This window comes from Rhizobium sp. BK212 (genome assembly GCF_014197475.1).
GTDB lineage: Bacteria > Pseudomonadota > Alphaproteobacteria > Rhizobiales > Rhizobiaceae > Rhizobium > Rhizobium anhuiense.
On the sequence record NZ_JACIFS010000002.1, the window covers coordinates 25,314 to 49,309 of the forward strand.

The 23,996-nt window shown below is 60.1% G+C and carries 20 protein-coding genes; 7 read left to right on the top strand and 13 right to left on the bottom strand.

Annotation, left to right across the window (positions count from 1 at the left end):
* The first annotated feature begins 49 nt into the window (after positions 1-49).
* From FHT79_RS05135 to FHT79_RS05145, 3 genes are all read left to right on the top strand, one after another.
* On the top strand, positions 50-1,741 hold the full coding sequence (locus FHT79_RS05135) for a SulP family inorganic anion transporter (RefSeq protein WP_210304718.1): 1,692 nt from the start codon (positions 50-52) through the stop codon (positions 1,739-1,741).
* A gap of 132 nt (positions 1,742-1,873) precedes the next feature.
* Positions 1,874-2,716 (top strand): polyphosphate kinase 2, encoded by an 843-nt coding sequence (gene ppk2, locus FHT79_RS05140; RefSeq protein ID WP_183903023.1) that lies wholly within the window; start codon positions 1,874-1,876, stop codon positions 2,714-2,716.
* Positions 2,717-2,855: 139 nt separating this feature from the next.
* Entirely contained in the window at positions 2,856-4,010 is a 1,155-nt protein-coding gene (locus FHT79_RS05145) for an AI-2E family transporter (protein WP_028756252.1), read from the top strand.
* A gap of 35 nt (positions 4,011-4,045) precedes the next feature.
* On the opposite strand, the gene FHT79_RS05150 is transcribed toward FHT79_RS05145, so the two are convergent.
* The 9 genes from FHT79_RS05150 to FHT79_RS05190 form a co-directional block, all read right to left on the bottom strand.
* Positions 4,046-4,282, bottom strand: a complete 237-nt coding sequence (locus tag FHT79_RS05150; RefSeq protein ID WP_028756251.1) for a hypothetical protein — start codon at positions 4,280-4,282, stop codon at positions 4,046-4,048.
* Between the two features lie 110 nt (positions 4,283-4,392).
* The gene (locus FHT79_RS05155) at positions 4,393-4,758 is read right to left on the bottom strand and encodes a potassium channel family protein (protein WP_028757850.1); all 366 of its coding nucleotides are present in this window, start codon (positions 4,756-4,758) and stop codon (positions 4,393-4,395) included.
* On the bottom strand, positions 4,755-5,849 hold the full coding sequence (gene cax / locus FHT79_RS05160; RefSeq protein WP_028757849.1) for a calcium/proton exchanger: 1,095 nt from the start codon (positions 5,847-5,849) through the stop codon (positions 4,755-4,757). The genes FHT79_RS05155 and cax overlap by 4 nt, the downstream gene beginning before the upstream one ends.
* Before the next feature lie 152 nt (positions 5,850-6,001).
* On the bottom strand, positions 6,002-6,865 hold the full coding sequence (locus FHT79_RS05165; protein WP_244604787.1) for an amino acid ABC transporter substrate-binding protein: 864 nt from the start codon (positions 6,863-6,865) through the stop codon (positions 6,002-6,004).
* Positions 6,866-6,936: 71 nt separating this feature from the next.
* A complete protein-coding gene (potE, locus tag FHT79_RS05170) occupies positions 6,937-8,295 on the bottom strand; it encodes a putrescine-ornithine antiporter (protein ID WP_028757847.1) in 1,359 nt (452 codons plus the stop codon).
* Positions 8,296-8,313: 18 nt separating this feature from the next.
* Positions 8,314-10,677, bottom strand: coding sequence for an ornithine decarboxylase (gene speC, locus FHT79_RS05175; RefSeq protein WP_028757846.1), 2,364 nt, complete (start codon positions 10,675-10,677; stop codon positions 8,314-8,316).
* Positions 10,674-12,935, bottom strand: a complete 2,262-nt coding sequence (locus tag FHT79_RS05180; RefSeq protein WP_097594258.1) for an Orn/Lys/Arg decarboxylase N-terminal domain-containing protein — start codon at positions 12,933-12,935, stop codon at positions 10,674-10,676. Before FHT79_RS05180 ends, speC begins: the two co-directional genes overlap by 4 nt.
* A gap of 164 nt (positions 12,936-13,099) precedes the next feature.
* Positions 13,100-14,026 (bottom strand): cation transporter, encoded by a 927-nt coding sequence (locus tag FHT79_RS05185; RefSeq protein ID WP_028757844.1) that lies wholly within the window; start codon positions 14,024-14,026, stop codon positions 13,100-13,102.
* Between the two features lie 200 nt (positions 14,027-14,226).
* Entirely contained in the window at positions 14,227-14,586 is a 360-nt protein-coding gene (locus FHT79_RS05190; RefSeq protein WP_244604781.1) for a hypothetical protein, read from the bottom strand.
* 256 nt (positions 14,587-14,842) lie between these two features.
* On the opposite strand from FHT79_RS05190, the gene FHT79_RS05195 reads away from it, so the two are divergent.
* Entirely contained in the window at positions 14,843-16,213 is a 1,371-nt protein-coding gene (locus FHT79_RS05195; protein ID WP_028757843.1) for an amino acid permease, read from the top strand.
* 12 nt (positions 16,214-16,225) lie between these two features.
* Here FHT79_RS05195 and arcC read toward each other — a convergent pair whose 3' ends face one another.
* From arcC to FHT79_RS05215, 4 genes are all read right to left on the bottom strand, one after another.
* Positions 16,226-17,164, bottom strand: a complete 939-nt coding sequence (gene arcC / locus FHT79_RS05200) for a carbamate kinase (RefSeq protein ID WP_028757842.1) — start codon at positions 17,162-17,164, stop codon at positions 16,226-16,228.
* Between the two features lies 1 nt (position 17,165).
* Complete coding sequence (locus tag FHT79_RS05205; RefSeq protein ID WP_028755964.1) at positions 17,166-18,170, bottom strand: ornithine carbamoyltransferase; 1,005 nt, start codon at positions 18,168-18,170, stop codon at positions 17,166-17,168.
* Between the two features lie 37 nt (positions 18,171-18,207).
* The gene (gene arcA, locus FHT79_RS05210; protein WP_063475211.1) at positions 18,208-19,437 is read right to left on the bottom strand and encodes an arginine deiminase; all 1,230 of its coding nucleotides are present in this window, start codon (positions 19,435-19,437) and stop codon (positions 18,208-18,210) included.
* Positions 19,438-19,584: 147 nt separating this feature from the next.
* Positions 19,585-19,791, bottom strand: coding sequence for a hypothetical protein (locus FHT79_RS05215; RefSeq protein ID WP_028755968.1), 207 nt, complete (start codon positions 19,789-19,791; stop codon positions 19,585-19,587).
* A gap of 441 nt (positions 19,792-20,232) precedes the next feature.
* Between FHT79_RS05215 and FHT79_RS05220 the strand changes: the two genes are divergently transcribed.
* The 3 genes from FHT79_RS05220 to FHT79_RS05230 all read left to right on the top strand — a co-directional run bounded on the left by FHT79_RS05220 (position 20,233) and on the right by FHT79_RS05230 (position 23,988).
* Positions 20,233-21,480 (top strand): ATP-binding protein, encoded by a 1,248-nt coding sequence (locus FHT79_RS05220; protein WP_127430346.1) that lies wholly within the window; start codon positions 20,233-20,235, stop codon positions 21,478-21,480.
* On the top strand, positions 21,446-22,114 hold the full coding sequence (locus FHT79_RS05225; RefSeq protein ID WP_028757838.1) for a response regulator: 669 nt from the start codon (positions 21,446-21,448) through the stop codon (positions 22,112-22,114). The genes FHT79_RS05220 and FHT79_RS05225 overlap by 35 nt, the downstream gene beginning before the upstream one ends.
* A gap of 92 nt (positions 22,115-22,206) precedes the next feature.
* Positions 22,207-23,988 carry a hypothetical protein gene (locus FHT79_RS05230; protein WP_174824445.1) on the top strand — a complete coding sequence of 594 codons (1,782 nt, stop codon included), beginning with the start codon at positions 22,207-22,209 and terminating at the stop codon, positions 23,986-23,988.
* Positions 23,989-23,996: the final 8 nt, after the last annotated feature.

Genomic DNA, 23,996 nt, shown 5'->3' on the forward strand with positions numbered 1-23,996 from the left:
ATGCCAGCGGCAAAGAATAAGGAGCCAGCGGGTGATAGGAAGTCTTCCGATGTTGCGGGGCTTGGCTGGCTTCAACAGAGACTGGCTCCGCAGTGACATTCCGGCCGGGCTGTCGATTGCCGCAGTCGGCTTGCCGAGCGCCATCGCCTATCCCGCCATCGCCGGCCTGCCGCCGGAAACCGGCATCTATGCCAGCATCGTTGCTCCGATCGCCTATGCGATCTTTGGTCCTTCCCGGCTTTTGGTCGTCGGGCCTGACGCCGCGACCATGACCGTGCTGGCCGCCGCCATGGGCGCCATCATCGCAGCCGAACCCACGACGGCAGGTATCGACAGGGTCGCCATCGCGTCGGCCCTTGCGCTTGGTGTCGGCGTCTTCTGCATCGCGGCGAAACTGCTGAGGCTCGGCGTTCTCGCGAGCTTTCTCTCCCGTCCCATTCTGGTGGGTTTCTTCGCCGGCGTATCGCTCTCGATCCTTGTCGGACAAATCGGTCGTTTCACGGGGGTAAAGATCTCATCGGATGGACTGATCCCGCCGCTCGTCGAAATGCTCGCCAAGAGCAGCCTGATCCACTGGCCTTCGCTCATTCTCGGCCTGATCATGTTCGCCCTGTTATGGATCGTCCGGGCCTTTCGGTTCCGAGTTCCAGGCCCTGTTCTGGTGGTTGTCCTCTCGGTCGTCCTTTCGGCGATCTTCGACTTCCAAGGCCGGGGCATTGCAGTTGTCGGCGATATCCCAAGCGGAATGCCGAGCCTATCTCTGCCTGCATTGCATCAGATGCCTCTCGATAAGATCGTGCTCGGTTCGGCCGCGATCTTTCTCGTCAGCTTCGGCGCAGGCATCGTCGCGGCAAGAAGCTTCGGCTCACGAACCGGAGAGGAGGTCGACGCCAATCAGGAATTGATCGGACTTGGCGCCGCCAACATCGCGCCCGGCTTGTTCGGCTCGTTTCCCGTCAGCGTCTCGGATTCCCGAACCGCGATAAACCTGTCGACAGGCGGCGTCTCTCAGGTCGCTGGATTGGTATCGGCCGCGACGCTGATCGCCGCGCTTGTTTTCCTTCACAGTGCGCTGCGGATACTCCCCATTCCCGCGCTCGCCGCAATCCTCGCAACGGCGGCAATCAGCCTCATCGATATTCACGAATTGAAAAAGATCTGGCGCATCAGCCGCATGGAATTCATTTTTGCGCTGATCGCCATGTGGGGCGCAATCAGCTTCGGTGTTCTCAACGGCGTCATCGTCGCGGTTGCGGCAACGCTCGTCTATCTCTTGCGTCAGACGATGTTTCCCCGCGACGGTCTTCTTGGACGTATCGAGGGACGGCACGGCTTTTTCGATCTTGCCCGCTTTCCGGAAGCGCGCCCTGTCGAGGGGGCCGCCGTCTTCGCCATCCAAGGCAGCATTCTGTTTTACAACGCCGATTACGTGCGCCTGCGGCTGGCGTCCGTAGCGAAGGAACTCCCTGCCGAAACCAGATGCCTCGTGCTCGATGCCAGCGCCGTCACGCATATCGACAGCACCGGCGCAGCCGCGCTCGATGCCGTGGCCGAGATCCTGGCAAAGCGGAATATCGTTTTCGCAATGACCGACCTCAGCGAGGAAAGCCGCGGCATCCTCGAGCGCGCGGGGGTCGTCGAAGCGATCGGTGTTCACAATCTTTTCAACGGCAGGGAAGAGGCGTTGCGAGCGCTGATAGGAAATGTCGGCGAGACCGGCAGCACCGCGTCGGCAGGCTAAAGCATGTCGCGCAAAAGTGTGCAGCGGTTTTGCGGCAACGACATGCGTAAAAACAAAGAGCTAAAGCGCAAGGAGCGAATCTGAAAGATCGCGACGCGCTTTAGAATATGTTCGCGCAAGGGAGGTAGAGAAATGGACGAGAATTACGAGCCCGCAAAGACGTATGGAGGGGCAGGCCGCGTCGGAAAGGATAAAAAGAAAAAGAAATCATGGGACTATGACAAGGAAATCGAGCGACTGCAGGTGGAGTTGGCCCATTTGCAAGCCTGGATCAAGAAATCCGGTGCGAGAGTCGTCATCGTCTTCGAGGGACGGGATGCCGCCGGCAAAGGCGGCATGATCAAGCGCATAACAGAAAAGGTCAGTCCGCGGGTCTTTCGCGTCGTGGCACTGCCGGCGCCCACCGACCGCGAGAAATCTCAGATCTACATGCAGCGCTATATCGCTCATATGCCGGCCGCCGGCGAAATCGTCATATTCGACCGCAGTTGGTACAACCGCGCCGGCGTTGATCGGGTCATGGGATTTTGCAGCGAAAAGAAAGCGCAGCGCTTTCTTGAATTGGCGCCTCGCTTCGAGGCCGCGATCGTCGAAAGCGGCGTCGTTCTACTGAAATACTTCCTGACGGTCAGCGAGGAAGAGCAGGAACGCCGTTTCAGACGCCGGATCGACGATCCTCTGCGACAGTGGAAACTCAGTCCGATGGATGTTGAATCCTATCAGCGCTGGTGGGACTACACGCGTGTCTATGACGAGATGCTGCGGATGACCGACAGCAACCATGCACCGTGGTGGGTGGTGCCCTCGGATGACAAGAAACGTGCCCGGGTCAACTGCATCTCGCACATCCTGCAATCCATCCCTTATGAGCGGGTGAAGTTCGAAGCACCCGATCTCGGCAAACGTCAGAAGCGGCCGTCGGATTTCATGGAGGACCACAGCATCCGCCATGTCGTGCCGGACGCGACGTCATAAGACGACCTCAGCCTGAAGCAATTCCAGGCAAAGCGCGAAGCGCTTTTGCCGGGAATCGCGTCAGAACAAAAGGTTAGAGCAGTTCTGCGTTTCCGCGAAAAGCTGAACCGCTCTAGAACATGGCGGACGGGACGCAACGATGGAGACCACAGGCGATACGGCGGCGCAGGGAGCCGGGTCAGGGCAGATTTCGATAGAGGCGAGAATAAGCGATCTTGTCCGATTGGGCATCATCGGGCTTTTTGCCTATTGGACCATCGTTCTGATTGCTCCCTTTGCGCTGATCGTCATCTGGTCGGCCATCCTTGCGGTCGCCCTTTTCCCGATATTCGAGGCACTTTCGAGGCTGATCGGAAACAGGCCCGTCATCGCGGCCGCCATCATCGTCGTCTTTTGCCTCGTCCTGATCATTGCGCCCCTGGCCCTCGTTGCGGTCAATTTTGCCGACACCACGCAGGCGTTGATCGGCAAGCTGCGGACGGGGAACTTCACGCTCCCCTCGGCACCGGTCGCTATTCGGGAATGGCCCGTCGTCGGCGAGCGGATTCACGACGCCTGGAATCGGATTGCAAGCGATCTGGCCGCTACCATCATCAAGTTTCAGGCGCCCATTCGTGAAGTCACGGCCGTTATCGTCACGAAGCTCGCCTCGATCGGCGGCGGCGTTTTGAGCTTTGTCGTTTCGATCATGCTTTCGGGCCTATTGCTGACGCGATCAGCACGCCTGGCTGCAGCCATACAGGTGCTGGCAAGCCGGATCGCCGGTGAAAAGGGTGTCGGCTTTGCCCGGCTGGCGGGAGCCACGGTGCGCAATGTATCGCGGGGCGTCATTGGCGTTGCCTTCCTGCAAGCGCTGTTGTGCGGACTGTGTTTTGCCCTTTTTGACGTTCCGGGGAGCGGCCCCTTGACCTTTCTTGTGCTCGTCCTGTGCCTGATGCAGCTCGGGCCTGCGCTCATTCTTTTGCCGGTCATCATTTGGGCGTGGTTCTCCTGGCCCATGTCGATCGCCTTGGCTTTCACCGTCGTGACGATCCCCATCATGATCATCGATAACATACTGAAACCGATCTTGATGGCGCGCGGCCTCTCCACTCCAATGCCGGTGATACTGATCGGCGTCATCGGCGGCACCTTGTCACAAGGCCTGCTGGGGCTGTTTTTGGGGCCGGTCGTTCTCGGTGTCTTCTACGAACTGCTGAAAGCCTGGGCCTGGCCTTCGGTTTCGACCGGATCGGAAAATAGCCGCTCCGCGAGATTCGATGCTCAACCGGAACGCATCGAACACCCGCAATGACGATCGTCGAGGCGCCAGCGGCGGCCTGGCGGGACTCACCTGTTCTTGCAGTAGACGACAACCTCCTGCTCGATTTCGCGGCAGAGCTGTTCATACTCGATGATGAGCTTCTCTTCCCTCGGGCTCTTACTTCGGAACCGCTCCAGCGCATCGACAGCAAGATCGTAGGATTCAAACATCTCCGCGAGCGCTTCACTGGTCATGCTCTCCAGGAGATGCCGGATATCGGGGAGCCGCAACATCAGTTTTCTGCGGCCACGCTCTTTGCTCATGGATCAGCTCCGCATTCAACGTATCCCTGCAATGGATACGAAGTCACCAAGGTATCGGATCGTTCCCCGAGATCACGAATAAAATGTACGGCGGCGCAATCTGATCAAACCTAGCTGCCGTCTCGGTCCGTCACGCTCAAGGCTTTTACTGTGATAGCTGCAATGACGCCGGTCAGCACGATCCCTGCAAACCCGATGACCAAAGCGAGTATCCGTGCCGAAACATGTTTGGGCGTAAAGTCGCCGTAGCCGATGGTAAGTCCCGTCACGAAGGTAAAATAAAGCGCTTCATCGATCCGCCAATTTTCGATCCGCCAAATTGCCAGTCCGGATGCGACCATGATCGACACGATGCCGGAAAGGATCGGCCAGATGACACGCAGCTGCTGTGCGAGTGCGATGAAGAACAGCCTTCTCACCTGCCGGGTATGCGGTCCGCCGCCCGATCGCTCCTGTTTGGGAACGCGGGACCTCATCGCACTGCCGGCGGCAGGACGTACAGCGTTATGGCGAAAATCATGTACACCATCAGCACCAGGACGCCGACAAACCATGCCGATCGCCCGCTGTTGGTGACGAACATCGCAGTCACCGTCGCAAGGAACATCATCGTCACGGCACCCGGCCAGAATTGCAGATCCATCGGCGACGGACCGATGAAATAACTCGTCAAGACCAGAACGGGCGCAACGAACAAGGCAATCTGGGAAGCGCTCCCGAGCGCGATGCCCACGCTCAGATCCAGCCGGTTCTTGCGCGCGCCGGAAAATGCCGAGGCCATTTCGGCCGCACCGCCGACCAATGCGACGACGATGAAACCGACAAAGGCGGGGGTCATTCCGAAGGCCTCCGCCGCCTCCTGCACGGACTCGACGAAGATCTCGCTCACCAGGGCCACGATTACGGTGACGCCGGCAAGCGTGCCCAGAGCAAGGCCGATCGGCCACGGCGCTTCGCCGGCCTCGGCATGTTCCGTTGAAGAAAAAAATTCCCGATGCGTCCGAAGCGTGAACAACAGCCCAAGCCCGTACCCGACGATCAGCAAGGCAGCCAGGCTGAGACTGAGCGTTTGAGTGACTGGTGCGACCGATGCCGAGTCCAATCCACCAAGCGCCGAAGGCATCAGCAGGGCGATTGTGGCCAGGAAAAGCAGGCCGGCTTGAAGTCGCGCGCTGGCTCGGTTGAACTCCTGAATGTGGTATTTGAGCCCGCCGAGAAGAAACGAAGCACCCAGCATGAACAGCGTGTTGGTGACGATCGCTCCGGCGATGGATGCCTTGACCAGCGTATATTCGCCTGCCTGCAGGGCAGCCAGCGCGATGACCAGTTCGGTGAGATTGCCGAGGGTCGCATTCAGCAGCCCGCCCGCGGCGTCACCCGTCTTGGCGGCAACGGATTCGGTCGCATGGCTGAGCAGTCCGGCCAACGGGACGATGGCCAGCACCGACAGGACGAAAAGCGCCGTGTGGGCCTCGGGGAAGAGCGCCGCAGCTGCGAACACCACCGGCACGGCGGCCAGCAGCCAGAGCATGGGGCTATCGCGAATCTCTTTGAAAAGAAGGCTCAACCTTCACTCCCCTCTGATCACCTAGCCCCTGATTACCTGGCCCCCGATAACCTGGCCCCCGATTACCTGGATCGCGATGATCTGTTGCCGCTAGCTCCCGGCCGACGCCAATGATCCCTGTCTTGCTCGTCTTCCCTGATCTGCTCGCGGCCTCATTCCGGAAGAGCCGTCTGCTGGAAGAAGGTCACGACTGCGTCGTCAGGCTGGCCAAACCATGTTGTAAAAAACACCCGGAAATTCTGCGCCGCATAGGCCTGGCTCAGGGCGCGATCGACGGCCAAGCGAAAATCCTCGTCCCCGCGCGCCAGCTCGAGGCCGAGCGGTTCGTAGGTGAAATGACGCTCGAGGATTATGAGATTGCCGGAGCTGTCGCTGCGGGCGGCGGCATCCATCAGAAGCGGCATGTCGCCGAAGAGCACCGCCGAACTGCCGTCCAGGACACGCTCGATCCCCTGTTGATAGCTGTTCACGGGCGTCGCCGTTGCCGCGAGCTGAAAGGTCTTGATCCTGTCGGACAGCCAGCCTTCGCTTGTCGTGCCGGCTATCGAGGAGAATGTCTTGTGCTCGAGGATCGTGCGGGCCGGCGCGCCGCGCCAGACGGGCCGGCTCGATGGCTCGCCATATTGCAGAACCTCGCGCAGCGCCAGCGGAGCACTCGCATTGAGCAGCGCCCCGGTACCGCTCGGGAAGATCGGGAGTGAGAATGAGACCTGCTGCCTGCGGCTGAGCGTCACCGGCTCCGCCCCGCAGACAAGGTCCACCGTGCCATCCTGTATGGCACGCAGCTTGGCGTCGCCCGAAAGGGAAACCCATTCCACGTCGAGCTTCGGCAGGTTCAGCTGAGCCCTCAGGCTGTCGGCTATCCGGTTGCAGAGGGCAACCGCATAGCCATCGGGTTTGCCCTGCTGGGCATCGAATGAAAAAGGTCTCGCGTCGGGGTCGTAGCCGAATTTCAGCGCGCTGGACGTCCTGACGCGGTCGAGCGTCTGGGCGGGCGCGGGCGGTGCGACGGCCATCACGGCGAGGACAGAGGCGACAATTGCCGCCCAGCGACCATTTCTACCTGACATGTTTGGTCCTCCCTGTGTTACTCGGCCGGCGCCCGGTTCACGCCGCTGGCGAAACGCGGGGCGATAAGCCCGTAAATGATGAAAGCGATCCCTGTAACGATCATGCCGCCGAGTACCGCATCCTTGCCGGAGGCATAGATGGCGAAAACGCTGTAAGCCATGCCGACCAGGGCGATCGTGGCATTCAGCCGGTATTTCGCCGGCGGCACGCGAGCGGCCTTCATCATGACGAACAGGGCAGACAGCGCGATGATGTAAGGCAGCACATTGGTGACGACAGCGAGGTTGACGAGCGCGGAGAACTGCTCGCTCAAAGTCGGCGATATGGTCATCAGGGCAAGACCTGTCTGCACGATGCCTAGAATGATCATGCCGCTGACCGGCGCGCCCATCTCGTTCACCCGGGAAAATATGGACGGGAACATCCGCTCATCGGCAGCGGTTTTCGCCGTCTGGGCGATCGTGAACTGCCAGCCCAGCAAAGAGCCGAGGCAGGCAAGGACCGCCAGCGCCATGATGATCGAACCGATCGTCGGATTGAACATCGTGGCATAGGCCAGTGCGAACGGACCTGTTGAAGTGGCGAGCTCGGCATTCGGCACGATGCCCTGAATGACTGTCGTCGACAGGATATAGATGACGGCTGCCCCGAGCGTGCCGAACATACAGGCGAGCGGCACGTCACGCTTTGGGTTTTCGACGGCATCCGAATTCTGCGCCGCCGACTCCATGCCGAGGAAGGCCCAGAGCGTCAGCGAAATGCTCGATCCCATGCCCTGGGCCAGTGTCAGCCCTTTCGGATTCCAGGCAGCGCCGAATGTGCTTGAACTGAACCAGAGCCAGCCGATGATCGACAGCAGCCCGACCGGAAGGATGACGCCCCAGACTGTGATCGAACCGATACGCCCGGTAATGCGCGGACCGCCGAAATTGGCGGCCGTCGTCAGCCAGAGAAGCACGATCAGCGCCAGGCAGGTCATGATGGGCGTGGATGTCAGCACCGGAAAGAAGCCGGCGAGATAACCGACGGCCGAAATACCAATCGCCACATTGCCGATGGCGAGCGACAGGAAATACAGGAAGAACACCAGGAAATAGCCGTCTTTTCCATAGGCATCTTCCGCGTAGGCGGACATGCCCCCGGGGCGCTGATTGAACAATCCGGCCTGAGCAAAGCCATAGGCGATCGCCATCGAGCCGACGGCGGTCACCAGCCAGGAAAGGAGCGAGATTGCACCGACCTGCGCCATGTTGGCGGGGAGCATAATGATGCCCGACCCCATCATGTTCACGGCGACGATGAAGGTGAGCTGCACCAGATTCATCTTTTTCTTCGCGGTGGTCTCGGCCGCGAGATGCATCGTGTTGTCGGTCATGATGAAATCCTCCTGCCCCTACTCGCGAACGACATATGTGTGGAATTTGATCCGCCCCTCGACCCGCTCCTGGAACACGCCCTGGACCTCGTAGTTGAAACCCGGAAACCGGTTGAAGGATTCCTCGAAGGCGAGGAAATAGTCGCGCATGGGTCGAGCGCGGTCGTCCCAGCGCTCTCCCGGCACGATCACGCCGATGCCGGGCGGATAGATCAGCGCCAGCGTTGCCGAAATGCGGCCGGCGGCTTCCGTCAACGACACATAGTCGACATTGTTGGCGACCAGCGCTTCATAGGCCTGCTTCGGAGCGATGGCCGGCTCCGGGAAGCTCTCCGAGCGGAAGCAGAGACGCTGCAATTCCTTGACGCCGGCATCGCGATAAAAGGTATGCATTTCGCGGCAGACCTGGCGGACCGTATAGCCGGCATAGCGCTCGCGATTGGCCGCAAAGACGGTCGGCAGCACCTCCTGCAGCGGCGCGTCGCGATCCCAGAGATTCTTGAACTTGACGAGTTTGGCGACGAGCGTGTTCAGCTTGCTCTCGTCTTCGGCTGGAGTGAGCAGGAAAAGCAGGCTGTTGAGGTCGCATTTTTCGGCGACGACCCGCTGCTCGCGCAGATAGTTGGCGACGACGGTCGCCGGAATGCCGAACTCGCGATATTCACCGGTCTTGCGGTCGATGCCGGGCGTCAGCAGCGTAAGCTTGTTCGGATCGACCATCGTGTAATCAGGCGCATATCCGGCATAACCGTGCCACTTTGCCTGTGGATCGAAACGCCAGCATTGCTGCTCGCGCTTGAGCACATCCGTGGACACATCTTCCCACCGTACGGCTTCGAGGTCGGTGGTATGTTTTGAGCCCGAAATGGTGACCTTGTCCGGCACGAAGGGATCGAAGAACCATTGCTCTTCCGTGCCTGCGGCTTTGGACTCGTAGTGCTCGACGAAACCGCGCAGCTTCTTGCGCACCTCGATCCCCAGTTCGATGCAGCGGTCCCAGAGCATCTCGCCCGCCTTGCCCTCATGCACCTTGGCGTTGACGTCAAGCGAGGCGAAGAGCGGATAGAAGGGAGAGGTCGAAACATGCATCAGCAGCGATTCGTTGAAACGCTTGTGTTCGACGAACCGGCGCTGGCCGCTGATATGTTCGTCCCGCTTGTGGATCTGCGATGCCTGCGAGAAGCCGGCGCCCTGCTTGTGCACGGATTGGGTGGAGAACAGGCCAGGCATGTCCGCCCGCAGGTCTTTCAGGCGCATCGGGCTGTGGCCCTCGAAGAGCGGATGAAAGGCGTTGTAGCCGATCCAGGCCTCGTCCCAGAGCACGTAGTCGCAGAGATGACCGATCTTCTCCATGACCTGCCGGACATTGTAAATCGTGCCGTCATAAGTCGCGAGCTGGATGCAGGCTAGGCGGAAAGGCCTCTCCGCCTGCGCGCGGCTCTTGTCGGTGACAAGCGGATGTTCCTCGATCTTTTGCCGCAGCCAGCTCTCGTCCCAGGCCGCCCAGTCGACCGCGCCGATCATGCCGAAGGAATTGCGGGCGGTCGGCAGATAGATCGGGATGGCGCCCGCCTGAACCAGCGCGCCCTGATGCAGGGATTTGTGATTGTTGCGGTCGAAGAGCACGAGATCGCCGCTGCGCAGCACCGCGTTGGCGACCACCTTGTTGGAGGTGCTTGTTCCGTTCAGGATGAAGTAGGTGCGGTCCGCGCCGAAGATGCGCGCAGCCTGCTTCTGTGCTTCGACGGCGGGGCCTTCATGGATCAGGAGGTCGCCGAGATCGACGTCCGCATTGCAGAGATCGTTGCGGAAAATGCTCTCGCCGAAATATTTGAAGAAGAGCTGGCCGGCCGGTGATTTTCGATAGAACTGGCCGCCCTGATGTCCAGGGCAATCGAAGGCGATATTGGCCTCGCCGTCATAGGCCATCATGCCGCCGAAAAACGGCGGCAGCAGCGACTTGCCGTAATTGACCGCGCTGGAAACGATCTGCTTGGCATAGAAGGTCGGCGTCTGCTGGCCGAGATAGACGAAGCCATCCACCTCGCCGGCCATCTCGACGACATCCATATCCGCAATCGTCAGCGTATCCGCCATTGCCCAGATCGGCGTGCGAAAACCGATATCCCTGACCGAGCGGAGAAAGTTACGTGCCGCCGGCAGCTTGCCGCCCTCGACCGAGCCGATATAGGCGCCGACGTCAGCATCCTCAGATACATCAGCGGAATAGTCGTGCCGCAGCTCCACCTGGAAGCCCTGGGCGGTGATCTGCGCCACCAGTTCCTGGGCCTGAGAATTGTCGCGGTCGATGACGGCCACGATCTTCAGCATCTTGTGAAACGGTATGGCGACCGTCGGAGACTTCACATCGCGCGGGATCATTCCTGCCCCTCCTCTGCAATGCAATCGACAAGATAGCGGCGACCGCCGTCACCGGGCAAGAATCGAAGGCCGTGGATATCCGTCTCGAAACCGGGGAACTTCCGGTCGAAATCACGGGCGTAAAGCAGATAGTCCTGAATGGATTTCGTCGACTGGGTGATCCGCTCGCCCGGCATGATCAGCGGGATACCCGGCGGATAGGGTACGATCATCACGGCGAGGATGCGGTTCATGAGATTGTCGATCTCGACGCTCTCGATCCGCCCCTTGACCAGCCGGTCATAGGCGTCGGCGGGACGCAACGCCATTTCGGGCAAGACGGTGTACATCTCGCGCTGCGCCTTCGGCACATCGTCCTTGCGGTAGATCGCATGGATCTGTTCGCAGAGGTCTTTGAGCCCCATGCCGCCATAGGCTTCCGGATGGGAGGCGGCGAGTGCCGGCAGCGCGCGGGTCAATGGCGCATTGGCGTCATAGAGATCCTTGAAATTCAGGAGCTCGGTGACGAGCGTGCTCCACTTGCCGCGCGTGATGCCCATCGAGAAAAGCACCAGGAAGGAATAGAGGCCGGTCTTTTCGATTTCTATGCGTCGGGAGGACAGGAACTTCGTGATGACGGCCGCCGGTATCCCATGCTCGTCCATCGCTCCGCTTGCCGACAGGCCCGGCGACAGAATAGTGACTTTGATCGGGTCGACCATGACGTGGTTTTCGGCAAGGCCGGTAAACCCATGCCAGGCATCATCCGGCTTCAGAACCCAGTCGGCATGGATATCGGTCGGCGTCTGCTCGGCGACCGTCGGCTCCCAGACGTCAAACCACCAGCTGCCTTCCGTCTGTTGCCTCATCGTGTTCATCGCCCGGCGGAAGCTGATCGCCTCGTCGATCATCTCCTGGACGAGCGCGCGTCCCGCCGGTTGCTCCATCATCGCTGCGGCGACATCGCAGGAGGCGATGATGCCGTATTGCGGCGAGGTGGAGGTGTGCATCATGAAGGCTTCGTTGAAGCGGGTGACGTCGAGCCGCGTGGTCTCGGCATGCTGGATGTGGATCATCGAGGCCTGCGAGAACGCGGCCAGAAGCTTGTGCGTCGATTGCGTGGCAAAAGTGATGGCGGTTTTCGAACGCGCCGGCTTCGTAGACGAAATCCCGTGGAAGCCATCGTAGAATTCGTGGAAATTGGCATAGGCGTACCAGGCCTCGTCGAAATGCAGCACTTCGACTGCGTCGCCGAGCGATGCCTTGATCGCATCGACATTGTAGCACAGCCCGTCATAGGTCGAGTTGGTGATAACCATCAACCGGACCTTGCCGCTCGTCTGCCCGGCAAAGGGGCTTGCGGCAATCTTGCGACCAATCGATTCCGGGGTGAACTGATCCTTCGAGATCGGGCCGATGATGCCGAGCCCGTTGCGCGACGGCGTGAGATAGATGGGAGTTGCGCCCGTCATGATCAGCGAGTGCAGGATCGACTTATGGCAGTTGCGGTCGCACAGCACCAGATCGCCGCGCCCCACCATGCCATGCCATACGATCTTGTTTGCCGTCGACGTGCCGCCGACCACAAATAGGGTCTCGTCGGTGCCGAAGATGCGTGCGGCATTGCGCTCGCCCTCGGCGATCGGCCCGACGTGATCCAGCAGCGAACCAACGCTGCCGACCGATACGGAGATATCGGATCGCAGCGTGTTTTCACCGAAGAAAGTATAGAAGAGCTGGCCGACGGGGCTCTTGCGGAAAGCGACACCACCCCCATGGCCGGGCGTATGCCAGGAATAGGCGCCCTCGAGGGTGTAGTCCATCAGCGCCTTGAACATCGGCGGCGGCAGCCGGTCGAGATAGTTGCGCGCAGCCTGCGCTATGGCGCGCGCCATGAATTCCGCCGTATCCTCGAACAGCCGGAAGAAGGCGTTGGCGTGGCGAAGCACCCCGGCCGGGACGTCTTCCGCGGTCGTTTCGTCGCCGAAGAGGAAAATCGGCAGGCGGTCGTTCCTCTGCCGCTTGGCGGCCAATACCTCTCCCAACAGCTGCCAGCGCGTGGTCTTGTCCTCGCTCCCGTCGACGGATACCAGCCAGCAGGATTCGGTGTTGAAGATATGCACGAGGCGCCGCGCATCCTCGTAGGAAACGCCGGAGACGATCCGGAAGCCTTCCTTTTCGATTGCGGCCGCCAGATCGCGCATGCCGCGTCCTGCGGCGCTCTTGCCATCAAAGTCTTCGTCGATAACGGCTATCGGAAATGCCATCTGGAATTCCATGCGTTCCTCCGGAAACCGAGGGTCAAAGGCCGTGGCCGCTCTGCAGCGACGCGTATCTCAGCTGGAGGGATCGTACATGACGGGTGATGCACCGTCGTTGATTGCAATCAACCTGAGGCAAAGGATTTCGATATCGATGGGAACGCTGACGTCGCCTGTTCCGCCTATTCCGCCCATTCCGCGTCGGCCGTGAAGGCGATCGTCAGCCAGCGATTGGCGCTCTCGTCTCCGATCGAGGCCCCTATCTCGTCGCGGAGTGCGTCCCATTCCTCTACCGTCTTTGCCGGAAGCCCTTCCGGTACGATGAAGTAGAGTTCGATCTGCATTGCGCGGCCGACCCGGGCGACATAGGCGCGGTGCGAAAGGAAGCCGAGGCGGCGAACCGTTTCCGAGGCGACGCGGTCGACATGCTCCTGGAGATCGACAGGGGCGATCAGCAGGATCTCGCTCAACGCCTTCCGGACAGTGCCGATCGGAAGCGGGATCATGACCAGGCAGACCAGCGCCAGAACCGCGGGATCCATATAGCTGGCGACCCATGCGACGGGCGTCGCCTGCACAGCCATGCCGATCAGAAATGCAATCAGCAGCGCTAACGCGATGCCGCCGGACATGATCCACGCCTTGATGTCGAGCGAGATGAAATCGGATTTGATGCCGGCATTCAGCCTGATGCCAAGGAAAGCCATGGCGGCGCAGACAAGCAGGGTCGCCGCAGAATAGGCGACCGCCATGCCGAATTGCAGTTCGTGGCCGCCGTTCAGGATGCTGATGATCGCGCTGATCAGTGCATACACGGCGACCGTCATCAGCAGGCAGCCATTGAGCATCAGCACGATGGGCTCCAGATGCCAGAAGCCCATGGTAAAGCGGTTTCGGATTCTGCCCGACTGCGCGTCGCTCTGGGTCGATTGTATGATGAGGCTGGAAACCCAGAGCGCAAGCCCGGTCATCGCCGCATCGGCCAGCGAATAAACGCCGTCGAAGGCGATGGAGAACGATCCGGAAAGGATGCCGAAAACCACGCCGAGCGTAGCGACCACAACCGTCGCCGCGATCGAGATCCTGAGAAATCCCTGCTCGCCTAACATCATTGTCCCCGCCTCCGACACCTTTCGTTCCAATCGTTTTATGCTGGTCGTGAAGGTGAGACGAGGTGTGAGACGGAGTGGGCCCCCTTTTTCCATTGCCGGCCGCAGCCGCGCCATGGCAACCAGCCAATCATGCGGTGGGCGCGCAGGGAAGGCCGCGCGGCTGCCCCAGCCTGAAATTTACCCGGCACAAATGCCGCTCATTTTGTATAGAAGGTCATATTGCCGTTGCGTGCCCGCGAGACCCATTCGATGTCGTTCGCGGTAAGCTTCTTGGCCTTGAGCTGGGCCGCAAGCCATTTGTTCGCGCGAATTGCGTCTCTGATGGCTTTGACATGTTCTTCACTTCCCTGCTTAGGGTGTGAGCCTGTCTCCGAAAAATCCGCCATCCTGTAGCTAACGATCGTGAATCGTCTGTCGTGATAGGTTCTCACCGCCTCGGGCAGATTTTCGCTCCAGTTCATTCTCCTATATTCGCGTCGATTCTGCTGGGCCTCGACCGGAGCAATTCCGGCGGCGGCAGTGAATACGGCAAGTCCAATGATCATGGCCATCTTCATCGCTCTTACTCCCGAGAACTAAATGACGTTCGGTGTCGAAGATAGCTCATGCACCGACGCCAAGCATTGAGTACGATCAATGCTGTTCAAGCAGGTACATTGCCGATGGCCCGCATATTTTCTGATGCTTTCAGACCGTCGCCCACTACGCATTGAACCGGATTGCGGCATCTGTTCTTTGGGAGGAAGATTGCGTCCGGGAACAGATGTCCGAGGCGATATCGGCGTCGGAAAGGATGTTTATCGGGAGGGGACCATGACAACGTCGCCAAATGGCAAGAGCCTCGGACTTGCTGCCTGCACCGCCATCGTGGTGGGAAACATGGTGGGGTCGGGCTTTTATCTTTCGCCGGCCGCAGTCGCGCCCTATGGCAACCTTGCGATTATCGTCTGGATCGTCATGGGCGCCGGCGCGATCTGCCTCGGCCTCACCTTTGCGCGCCTGGCGCGCCTTGTGCCCGCTGTCGGCGGCCCCTATGCATATACGAGGCTCGCCTATGGCGATTTCGCCGGCTTCCTGATTGCCTGGGGCTACTGGATTTCCATCTGGACGTCGCTGCCGGTCATCGCCATTGCCTTTGCCGGCGTCATGGTCGATCTCTTCCCTGCTCTCGGCAACCGCTTCGCCGCGACCGTGCTGACGCTTGGCGTGATATGGGCGATCGTGCTCGTCAATCTTCGCGGCGTCCATGCGGCGGGTGTCTTCGCGCAGGTCACCACCTATGCCAAGCTGCTTCCCTTCGGCGCCGTCGCCATCATCGGCCTTCTCTTCATCGACACCTCGCATTTCTCCGAATTCAATCCGAGCGGACAATCGCTGCTGCAGTCGGTCGCAACGCTGGCGCCGCTGACGATGTTCGCCTATCTAGGGCTGGAATCGGCGACCGTGCCTGCAGGCGATGTCGAGAATGCCGAGCGGACCATCCCCCGTTCGACCGTGCTTGGGATCTCGATCGCCGCCGCCCTCTATGTCCTGGGCACCATTGTCGTGATGGGCCTCCTGCCGCGCGAACAGCTCGTTCGCTCGGTTGCGCCATTCTCCCAGGCCGCGGGGATCATGTGGGGACGGCCCGGCGAGCTGGCGATCTCGATTGCCGTGCTGCTCTCCTCGATCGGCGCTCTCAACGGCTGGACCCTGCTGATGGGGCAGGTCCCGATGGCTGCTGCCCGGGACGGGCTGTTTCCGCCGCTTTTTGCGCGGCTCTCCGCGCGCGGCGTGCCGGCATGGGGCATGATCATCTCAGCCTCGTTCGCAACGCTTTTGGTGCTTGTCCAGGCGATCGGCTCCGAAGGTTTCGCGGCGGCCTACCGGCTCATGGTCGGTCTGAGCACCATGGCCGCCGTCATTCCCTATGCCTTCTGCTCGCTTGCCCGAAGCCTCGTTGCTGGTGCCGCCCATGGGCGAATGCCACGGGTGAGCGCAATCGAGATCATCGCCTTCGTCTTTGCAATCTTCACCCTCTACGGTTCCGGCGCCGAACCGGTGCTATACGGCCTCGTGCTGTTGATGCTCGGCATCCCGGTCTATGTCTGGCAAAAACGAAATGCGACTGGCGCCACAGACAAGGAGACGGCAGCAGGGGGCGCGATACCGCGCCCCCTGCCCTCTCAGGATAAGTTTGCTTGAAAGATCGGGCGGTCAGCTGTGCCAGCTCAGGCCGGCAAAATTTTCATTGATGATCGTTCCGCGTTCGCCGCGCACCATTCCCGCAATGTCGGCAAGCGATCCGATGGCCGCGGTCTTGCCACCGGCCCGCGCAAAATGGCAGGCGGCATCGATCTTCGGGCCCATCGACCCGGCCGGGAAGGAAAACTGCTTGAAATCGTCGGGACGGGCCTGATGGATCGCCTTCTGGGATGGCTTGCCCCAATCGGTGTAGACGGCCTCGGCATCCGTCGCCATGATCAGGAGATCGGCTTGGAGCTCGCGCGCCAGCAGCTCCGAGCACAGATCCTTGTCGATCACCGCTTCGACACCGATCAGCTTCCGGTCGTGGCCCTTTTCGTACATTGTCGGAATGCCGCCGCCGCCCGCACAGATGACGATGGTGCGCTGTTCCAGCAGCCATCGGACCGGGCGGATCTCAAAGATGCGTTTGGGCGCCGGCGAGGCGACGACACGCCGCCATTTTTCGCCATCCTGCTTGAAAACCCAGCCCTTTTCCTTGGCGATCCGGTCAGCCTCGGCTTTCTCATAGACCGGGCCGACGAACTTCGTGGGGTTCTGGAAGCCCGGGTCGGCGGCATCGACCTCCACCATGGTCAGCAGCGTGGCCAAAGGTTGCTCGAACGGCAAGAGATTGCCGAGTTCCTGTTCCAGCATGTAACCGATCATGCCCTCGGTCTCGGCGCCGAGAACATCGAGCGGATAGGCTTCCTCGGGTTTGTAGGCCGCCCCCTGCAGCGCAAGCAGCCCCACCTGCGGCCCGTTGCCGTGGGTGACGACGATCTCATGTTCGGCCGCCAATGGCGCGATCGCCTCAGCCGCGACGCGCGCATTCCGTCTCTGGGTATCGGCGGTCATGGCTTCCCCACGCCGCAGAAGCGCATTGCCGCCAAGCGCAATCACCACACGCATGTCAATCTCCCAGGGTCGCGACAAGCAGGGCCTTGATCGTGTGCAGACGGTTCTCCGCCTGCTCGAAGGCGACATTGGCCTCGGACTCGAAGACGTCGTTGGTGACTTCAAGTCCGTTGTCCATGCCGTAATCTTCGGCGATCTGTTTGCCGAGCGTGGTTTCGGTGTCGTGGAATGCCGGCAGGCAATGCATGAACTTGGTCTGCGGATTGCCGGTCGCCTTCATCAGTTCCTGATTGACCTGATAGGGCGTGAGCAGCTTGATGCGTTCGCGCCAGACCTCCTTCGGCTCGCCCATCGAAACCCAGACGTCCGTATGGATGAAATCGACGTCTTTGACCGCCTCCTTCGGATCTTCGGTGACCAGCAGGCGAGCGCCCGAGGCCTGCTGAAGATCCCTGGCGATCTTCATATATTCTTCCGAAGGCCACAGCGATCTCGGGCCGCAGATACGCACGTCCATGCCGAGCAGGCAGCCGACGATCAACAGCGAATGCCCCATGTTCGAGCGGGTGTCGCCGACATAGGCATATTTGATCTGGGCGACCGGTTTGTCGCTATGTTCGCGCATGGTCATGACGTCGGCAATCATCTGCGTCGGATGATATTCGTCCGTCAGGCCGTTATAGACCGGCACCCCGGCATAACGTGCCAGCGTCTCAACGCCCTTCTGCGCCGAGCCGCGATATTCGATGGCATCATACATGCGGCCGAGCACTCGCGCCGTATCCTTGAAGGATTCCTTATGCCCGATCTGCGAGCCGGACGGATCGAGATAGGTGACGTTGGCGCCCTGATCCGAGCAGGCGACTTCGAAGGCGCACCTCGTTCGCGTCGAGGTTTTCTCGAAAATCAGGCAGATCTCCTTGCCTTTCAGGTGTTCCTGCTCGGTGCGGGCATATTTGGCCCGCTTCAGATCGCGGGCGAGATCAAGGAGGTAACGGAATTCCCGCGGTGTATAGTCCTGCACGGTCAGAAGCGATCGATTGCGCAGATTGAAGCTCATGGTCTTGCTCCGTCAGCCTGTTTCGTGGATGGAAACGTCAGTAAGCAGGGTCGCGCCAGATGGGACATGTCATGCAGTGCCCGCCACCGCGGCCACGGCCGAGTTCGGCGCCGCGAATGGTGACGACCTCGATCCCAGCCTTCCGCAGAAGCGTATTCGTGTAGGTGTTGCGGTCGTAGGCGACGACGACGCCGGGCTCGAGCGCGACGACATTGTTGCCGTCATCCCATTGTTCGCGCTCGGCCTGGTAGGAATTGCCGCCGGTTTCGACGGTGCGCAATCGCGGCAAGTCGAGCGCCTCGCTGACGACATCGAGCATTGGTCGAGTTTCAGGATGAATCTCGAACGTGCCGTCGTCGTCTTTCGGATACATGCTGTAGCAGCGGACCTGGTCGACGACCTCGGCAAACAGCGTGACGACATCGCGATCGCAAAAGCTGAAAACGGTATCCAGGTGCATTGCCGCACGGCTCTTCGGCATCAGGCAGCCGATCACCCTCTTCGCGGCCTTGCTCCTGAACAGCGCCTGCGCCACCTGACCGACGGCCTGATAGGTCGTACGCTCGCCCATGCCGATCAGGACGGTGCCGTTGCCGATCGGCATGACGTCGCCTCCCTCCATCGAGGCGTTGGCGAACTGATTGTCTGAATCGCCCCACCAGATCTGGAAATCACCGCCGAGGAAGATCGGATGAAACTTGTAGATCGCACGCTGGATCAGCGTTTCGGCGCGTCTTGCCGGCCAGAACATCGGGTTGCAGGTCACGCCGCCGTAGATCCAGCAAGACGGGTCGCGCTGGAACAGGGTGTTCGGAATCGGCGGGATGACGAAATCCGTCTCCGGCAAGGCGCTGAGCATCAGCGACTTTGCCTTGACCTCAGGCAGGTCGGAGATTGCGATGCCGCCGATCATGAATGCGGCAAGCTGCGTGGGCGGCATTTCGTCAAGCCACGGCCGCATCGCCTCGGCGATCTGCGAGCCGAGCACATTCGGAGTAATGCGCCGGTCCAACACGAAATCGCGCGCCTGTTTGTTGGCAAGCGCCTGGCCAAGCAAGTCGTGGAGCTCGAGAACTTCAACGCCCCGTTCCTGCATCTTCAGCACAAAATCAAAATGATCTTTCTGAGCCTCATGTACCCATAGGACATCGTCAAAAAGCAGATCATGGCAGTTAGCAGGTGTCAGTCGCTGATGAGCCAACGACGGTCTGCAAACCATGACGGTTCTCAATTTCCCGACCTCCGAGTGAACCCCGAAACCACGCATGTGGTCCTCCTTCCGGCTTTCCAGATCGCGGCCGCGTCGGCCGTCCTTCGAAAAGCAGACTATTTCGGCCCGATCGGTCGTGTCATTGATCGCAGACAATCCACGGCACAGTATGTTGCGATCCTTCCGCCGCTTTGGGGTGGGAGGTCATTGAAGACCCGGAACATCGCAGCGATGGATTTGCCATAGGCGCCAATGGGTGGGATGAATGTCGAGCGCGTCGCCGGTCACCGCATTGATCCAGCCGTCGGGGAGACGCTGGCAGGGGAAAACCAGGGCATGGACGCCTTCGTCGTCGATGACGGCGAGCTCTATATCCTGTTCGAATGGAGCTTCGACTGGCAATCGCCACATTACCAAACCCTCCCGACGATCCACCGGGTCAACCGGACACGAGGTTGTCATTCCGGCACACCAATCATCCAACCGGCAAGTTTTGGCCTGACCGGCGATCAGCCGGCAAGTGTGGGTCTTGTCTGCGGAAATAGATCCGACGAGCTTTGGCCATCGCTCGATCGCCGATGTTCCTTGCGGCTCGCCCGCCCACGGGCGGCCCGGCCACTTGCCCGCTGTTTGTCACCATAGTGGAACAATGAGACGGAGGCATTGAGCCGGATCAATGGCGACGAAGTCGGACGACGCGCTATGGGTTTGCGCCGAAGGTTCGCGGAGCAAGACCAATAGAGGCTACGCGATACTACACGGATTACCCGCCCAACGGTGGTATTGTGACCTCATTCTGGAGGAAAAGACGGTCCATGGGCCAAGACTTCTCAATGGACGGAGGAGACCATCATGTCCATCAAGATGGCGCCGCCGCGCGTCGTCGCCGAAGCCAGTTCCACCGTCGCAGTCGTCGCAGGACAAGTCCGATCCGGGACGTCGCAGGTGGTGTCTCACGAGCCGGTGCGCGCCTTGCGCGAAGGAAACGACGGGCTACGGATGGACTGTATCCGGCAACTCCACGAACACATGCCGGACGCCGTGTTTTTTATCGATGGCCGCCATAGAATTTCCGGCTGCAACAAGGCTGCGGTTGCCATGTTCGGTTATGAAGAGCGCGAATTGATGGGCCGAAAGATCGGCCTCGTCTGGCATCCGACGCCGAATGTTCGATTGAATGGGCGTTGGGCAGACCACGGGGCGGTGCGTGCCGGTCTGGCGATCACCAAGAGCGGAGTTCAATTTCCGACCGCACTTACCATTATCAGGAAGGATGATGAAAAAGGCGTCTTCACTGCGGCGATTTTTGAGGACTTTCGAACCGAACGCCAGACCTTGCAGCAAGTTCAGGAGCTGCAGCAAGAGATTGCCCGGCTTGCAAGAATGACTGAGCTGGGGGAGATGGCGTCCACTCTTGCCCATGAGCTTTCCCAGCCGCTGTCGTCTATCGCGGCCTATTCAGAGGGGTGCGGGCGCCTTGTCATGGGCAAGCGTCGCCGGCGCGGTGAAGAGCTTCACGAAGCACTGCTGGAAATTACGCAGCAGGCGCTCTGGGCAGGAAGTATCGTCCAGAACGTGAGAGAATTCGTCGAGCGTGGCGCTTCAGAGAGGAAACCGGAGGCGATGCACGAACTGATCCATAGGGCGACAAGGCTCGCACTCATTGGGTCGCGGCGAAAAGACCTTCACACCGACTTTCGGCTCGAAGCAGTGAAGAACACCATCCTTGGAAACCGCGTTCAGATCGTGCAAGTGCTCACGAACCTCGTTCGCAACGCCTTGGAGGCGACCGAGTGTGTCGAGCAGCCCTTGATTACGATCCGGACAAAAGACAATTCCTCGTATGTCATTGTCGACGTGTCCGACAATGGCTGCGGGATTGCAGCCGAAATGGAAGAGTCGTTGTTTCGTCCTTTCGTGACCGGCAAGCCGCATGGCCTTGGCATGGGCTTGGCATTGTCCAAGCGCATTGTCGAGGCGCATGGAGGCCGAATAAGCGCGCGTAGAAGTACAGAGAATGGTTCAGTCTTCTCGTTCTCGCTTCCGCTGGTGGAGACAGAAATCGATGGCGAACGACCTTACGATCCATCTCGTCGATGACGAGGAGGTATTGAGACGATCTTTGACATTCTTGCTGGTATCGGCAGGGTTTGCCGTGCGAGCACATAGTTGCGCAAAAGCATTTCTGGATATTCTGCCGCTTTCGGGCCGAAACTGCCTTGTGACGGATCTGCGCATGCCTGATGTCGACGGCATCGAATTGCTCCAGCGTCTGCGCCGGTTCGGCGTGGACGTTCCGGCGATCGTCATTACCGGCCAGGGCGATATCGCTGCAGCCGTTCAGGCGATGAAGGCGGGAGCGTCGGATTTCCTCGAAAAGCCTCTCAGGGAGGAAGCACTGATCGCGGCGATCAATCTGGCAATGGGACAAAGGCGGCCAGGCAGCGCAATCGCCGGTTCCGAAAGCGTCGCGGCACGGGTTCGTCAACTCACGGACCGCGAACATCAGGTTCTGATCGGCGTGCTCGACGGTCTGCAGAACAAGATGATCGCCTATCATCTCGGCATCAGCTCGCGCACGGTGGAGGTCCACCGCGCCAATGTCATGGCCAAGATGGGAGCTCGCAATCTTGCAGAGCTCATGCGCATGGCCATCGCCATCGACGCGGTCGAGCAGTCGACCGAAACCGGACGGATCTCACCGGCCAACACCTGGCCAGCCTGCGCGCGATAATTCGAAAAGCGGTGCTTGCAACTGGACGCTCCTCAGATATGATGCTTTAGAAAACGCTTATATAATTGCGTGATCTTGTCGTAGGGGCGATCATGAGAAACGCAACAAAGATCGATGTATTCAGCAGTCTTGGACCGACGGCTGAGGAAATCTGCCGGCAAGTCGAGCGAATTCTCGCAAGTGAAGAATTTCACGCGCCGAAGCGCGGGCGAAATTTTTTGGAATTTGTTGTCAGCGAGACGCTCGCTGGTCGATCAGGTTTCCTGAAGGCATTTACCATTGCAAATATGGTTTTTGGTCGGGAAGCGTCATTCGACCCGCAGAATGATCCGGTCGTCAGGATCGAGGCGGGTCGAATACGAAAGGCCCTGGAACGTTATTATCTCGTCGCAGGCCAGGCGGATGACGTCATTATTACGGTGCCGAAAGGCGGATACGTGCCGCATTTCGAATACACCCGCGACGCGCCAATGCCGGCTCGGCCCGAAAAAGACCCGGAAAATCCGCGGATCGGAGAATTTGCTGATCAAGATCATTCACCTCATGAGGCGCGCCGTCCGCCGCCGATTGCTCGTGGTCTCGGAACCGGTCTGCTGGCCATTCTTCTTCTTCTCGCCCTTGCATCGGCATTTCTTGTGGCGGGAAGTGCCCCGATCAGACCATTGCCGACGCATAAACATACCTCCCCGCCGACGGTAGCTGTCGAGGTTTTTGCAGAGAGCAACTCCGTCGATTCCAATTCGGATATCGCCCGCGGCCTGAGAGACGATGTTATCGGCCAGCTTGCCCAGCTCGAAGACATCGTCGTGGTCGCCGATCCGCCGCCGGGTGATCATGCCGCTGCTGCCGACTACGCGCTTCAGGGCAACGTCCAGACGGATGGAAGCCGGTTGCGCTCCGTTGCCAGGCTGGTGCGTCGGGCAGACGGGGCCGTCATCTGGGCCAATAATTTCGATGCCGATCTTCGCGCTCAGAACAAGCTCTGGATTCAAACAAATGTTGCCCGGCAAATCGCCAGTGCGATAGCGCAGCCCGACGGCGCCATCTTTCAGGCCGAAACAGCCATGATCGCGCAGGCGGCGCAGAAGGCAGACCAGGATGCCCGTGCCTGTATCCCGGCCTACTATAGCTATCTCCAGGCGATGACTTCGCAAAGCCATGGCGCGGTGCGCGAGTGCCTGCAACAGGCTATCCGGCGCACCCCCGATAATGCGACGTCATGGGCGCTCTTGTCCCTGGTCTATCTTGACGAAATCAGATTTCGCTACAGGCTCGGCACACCATCTTCGGCCAAGCCCCTCGAATTGGCAACGGCTTCGGCGCAGCGGGCGGAATCGCTGGCGCCGGATAATCCCCGCGTGCTTCGCGCCGTTATGCTGGTGAACTTCTTCCGTGGAGATATCGACAAGGCGCTGGCGGCCGGGACGGCGGCCTATGGCGCAGATCCCAACGATGTCGAAGTTGCGGGCGAGTACGGCTTGCGATTGGCGATGTCGGGCAAATGGCAATCGGGTTGCGAGTTGATATCGATCGCGCTTGACAAAAATGCCGGCCCCAGTGGCTATTACGAGGCGGGTATGGCGATGTGCGCATTTATGAGAGGCGATATCGAAGCGGCAGAACAATGGTCGCGAATATCGGATCTCGACGGCAACCCCATGCGCCGCCTTGCCTTGTTGTCCATTCTCGGAGCCGCGGGGAAGATGGAGGAGGCCAAGTTGGAGCAGGATTGGCTCCAGTCCCACGCACCGGCATTGATGACGAACATCCGCCAGGAGGTTTCGCTGCGCTTGCAACGCCCGGCGGATCAGGAAAGGTTCTTTGCCGGCCTGCGCGCCGCAGGGGTGGCCGTTGACCTGCCATCGGGAGGATAATGGCACGA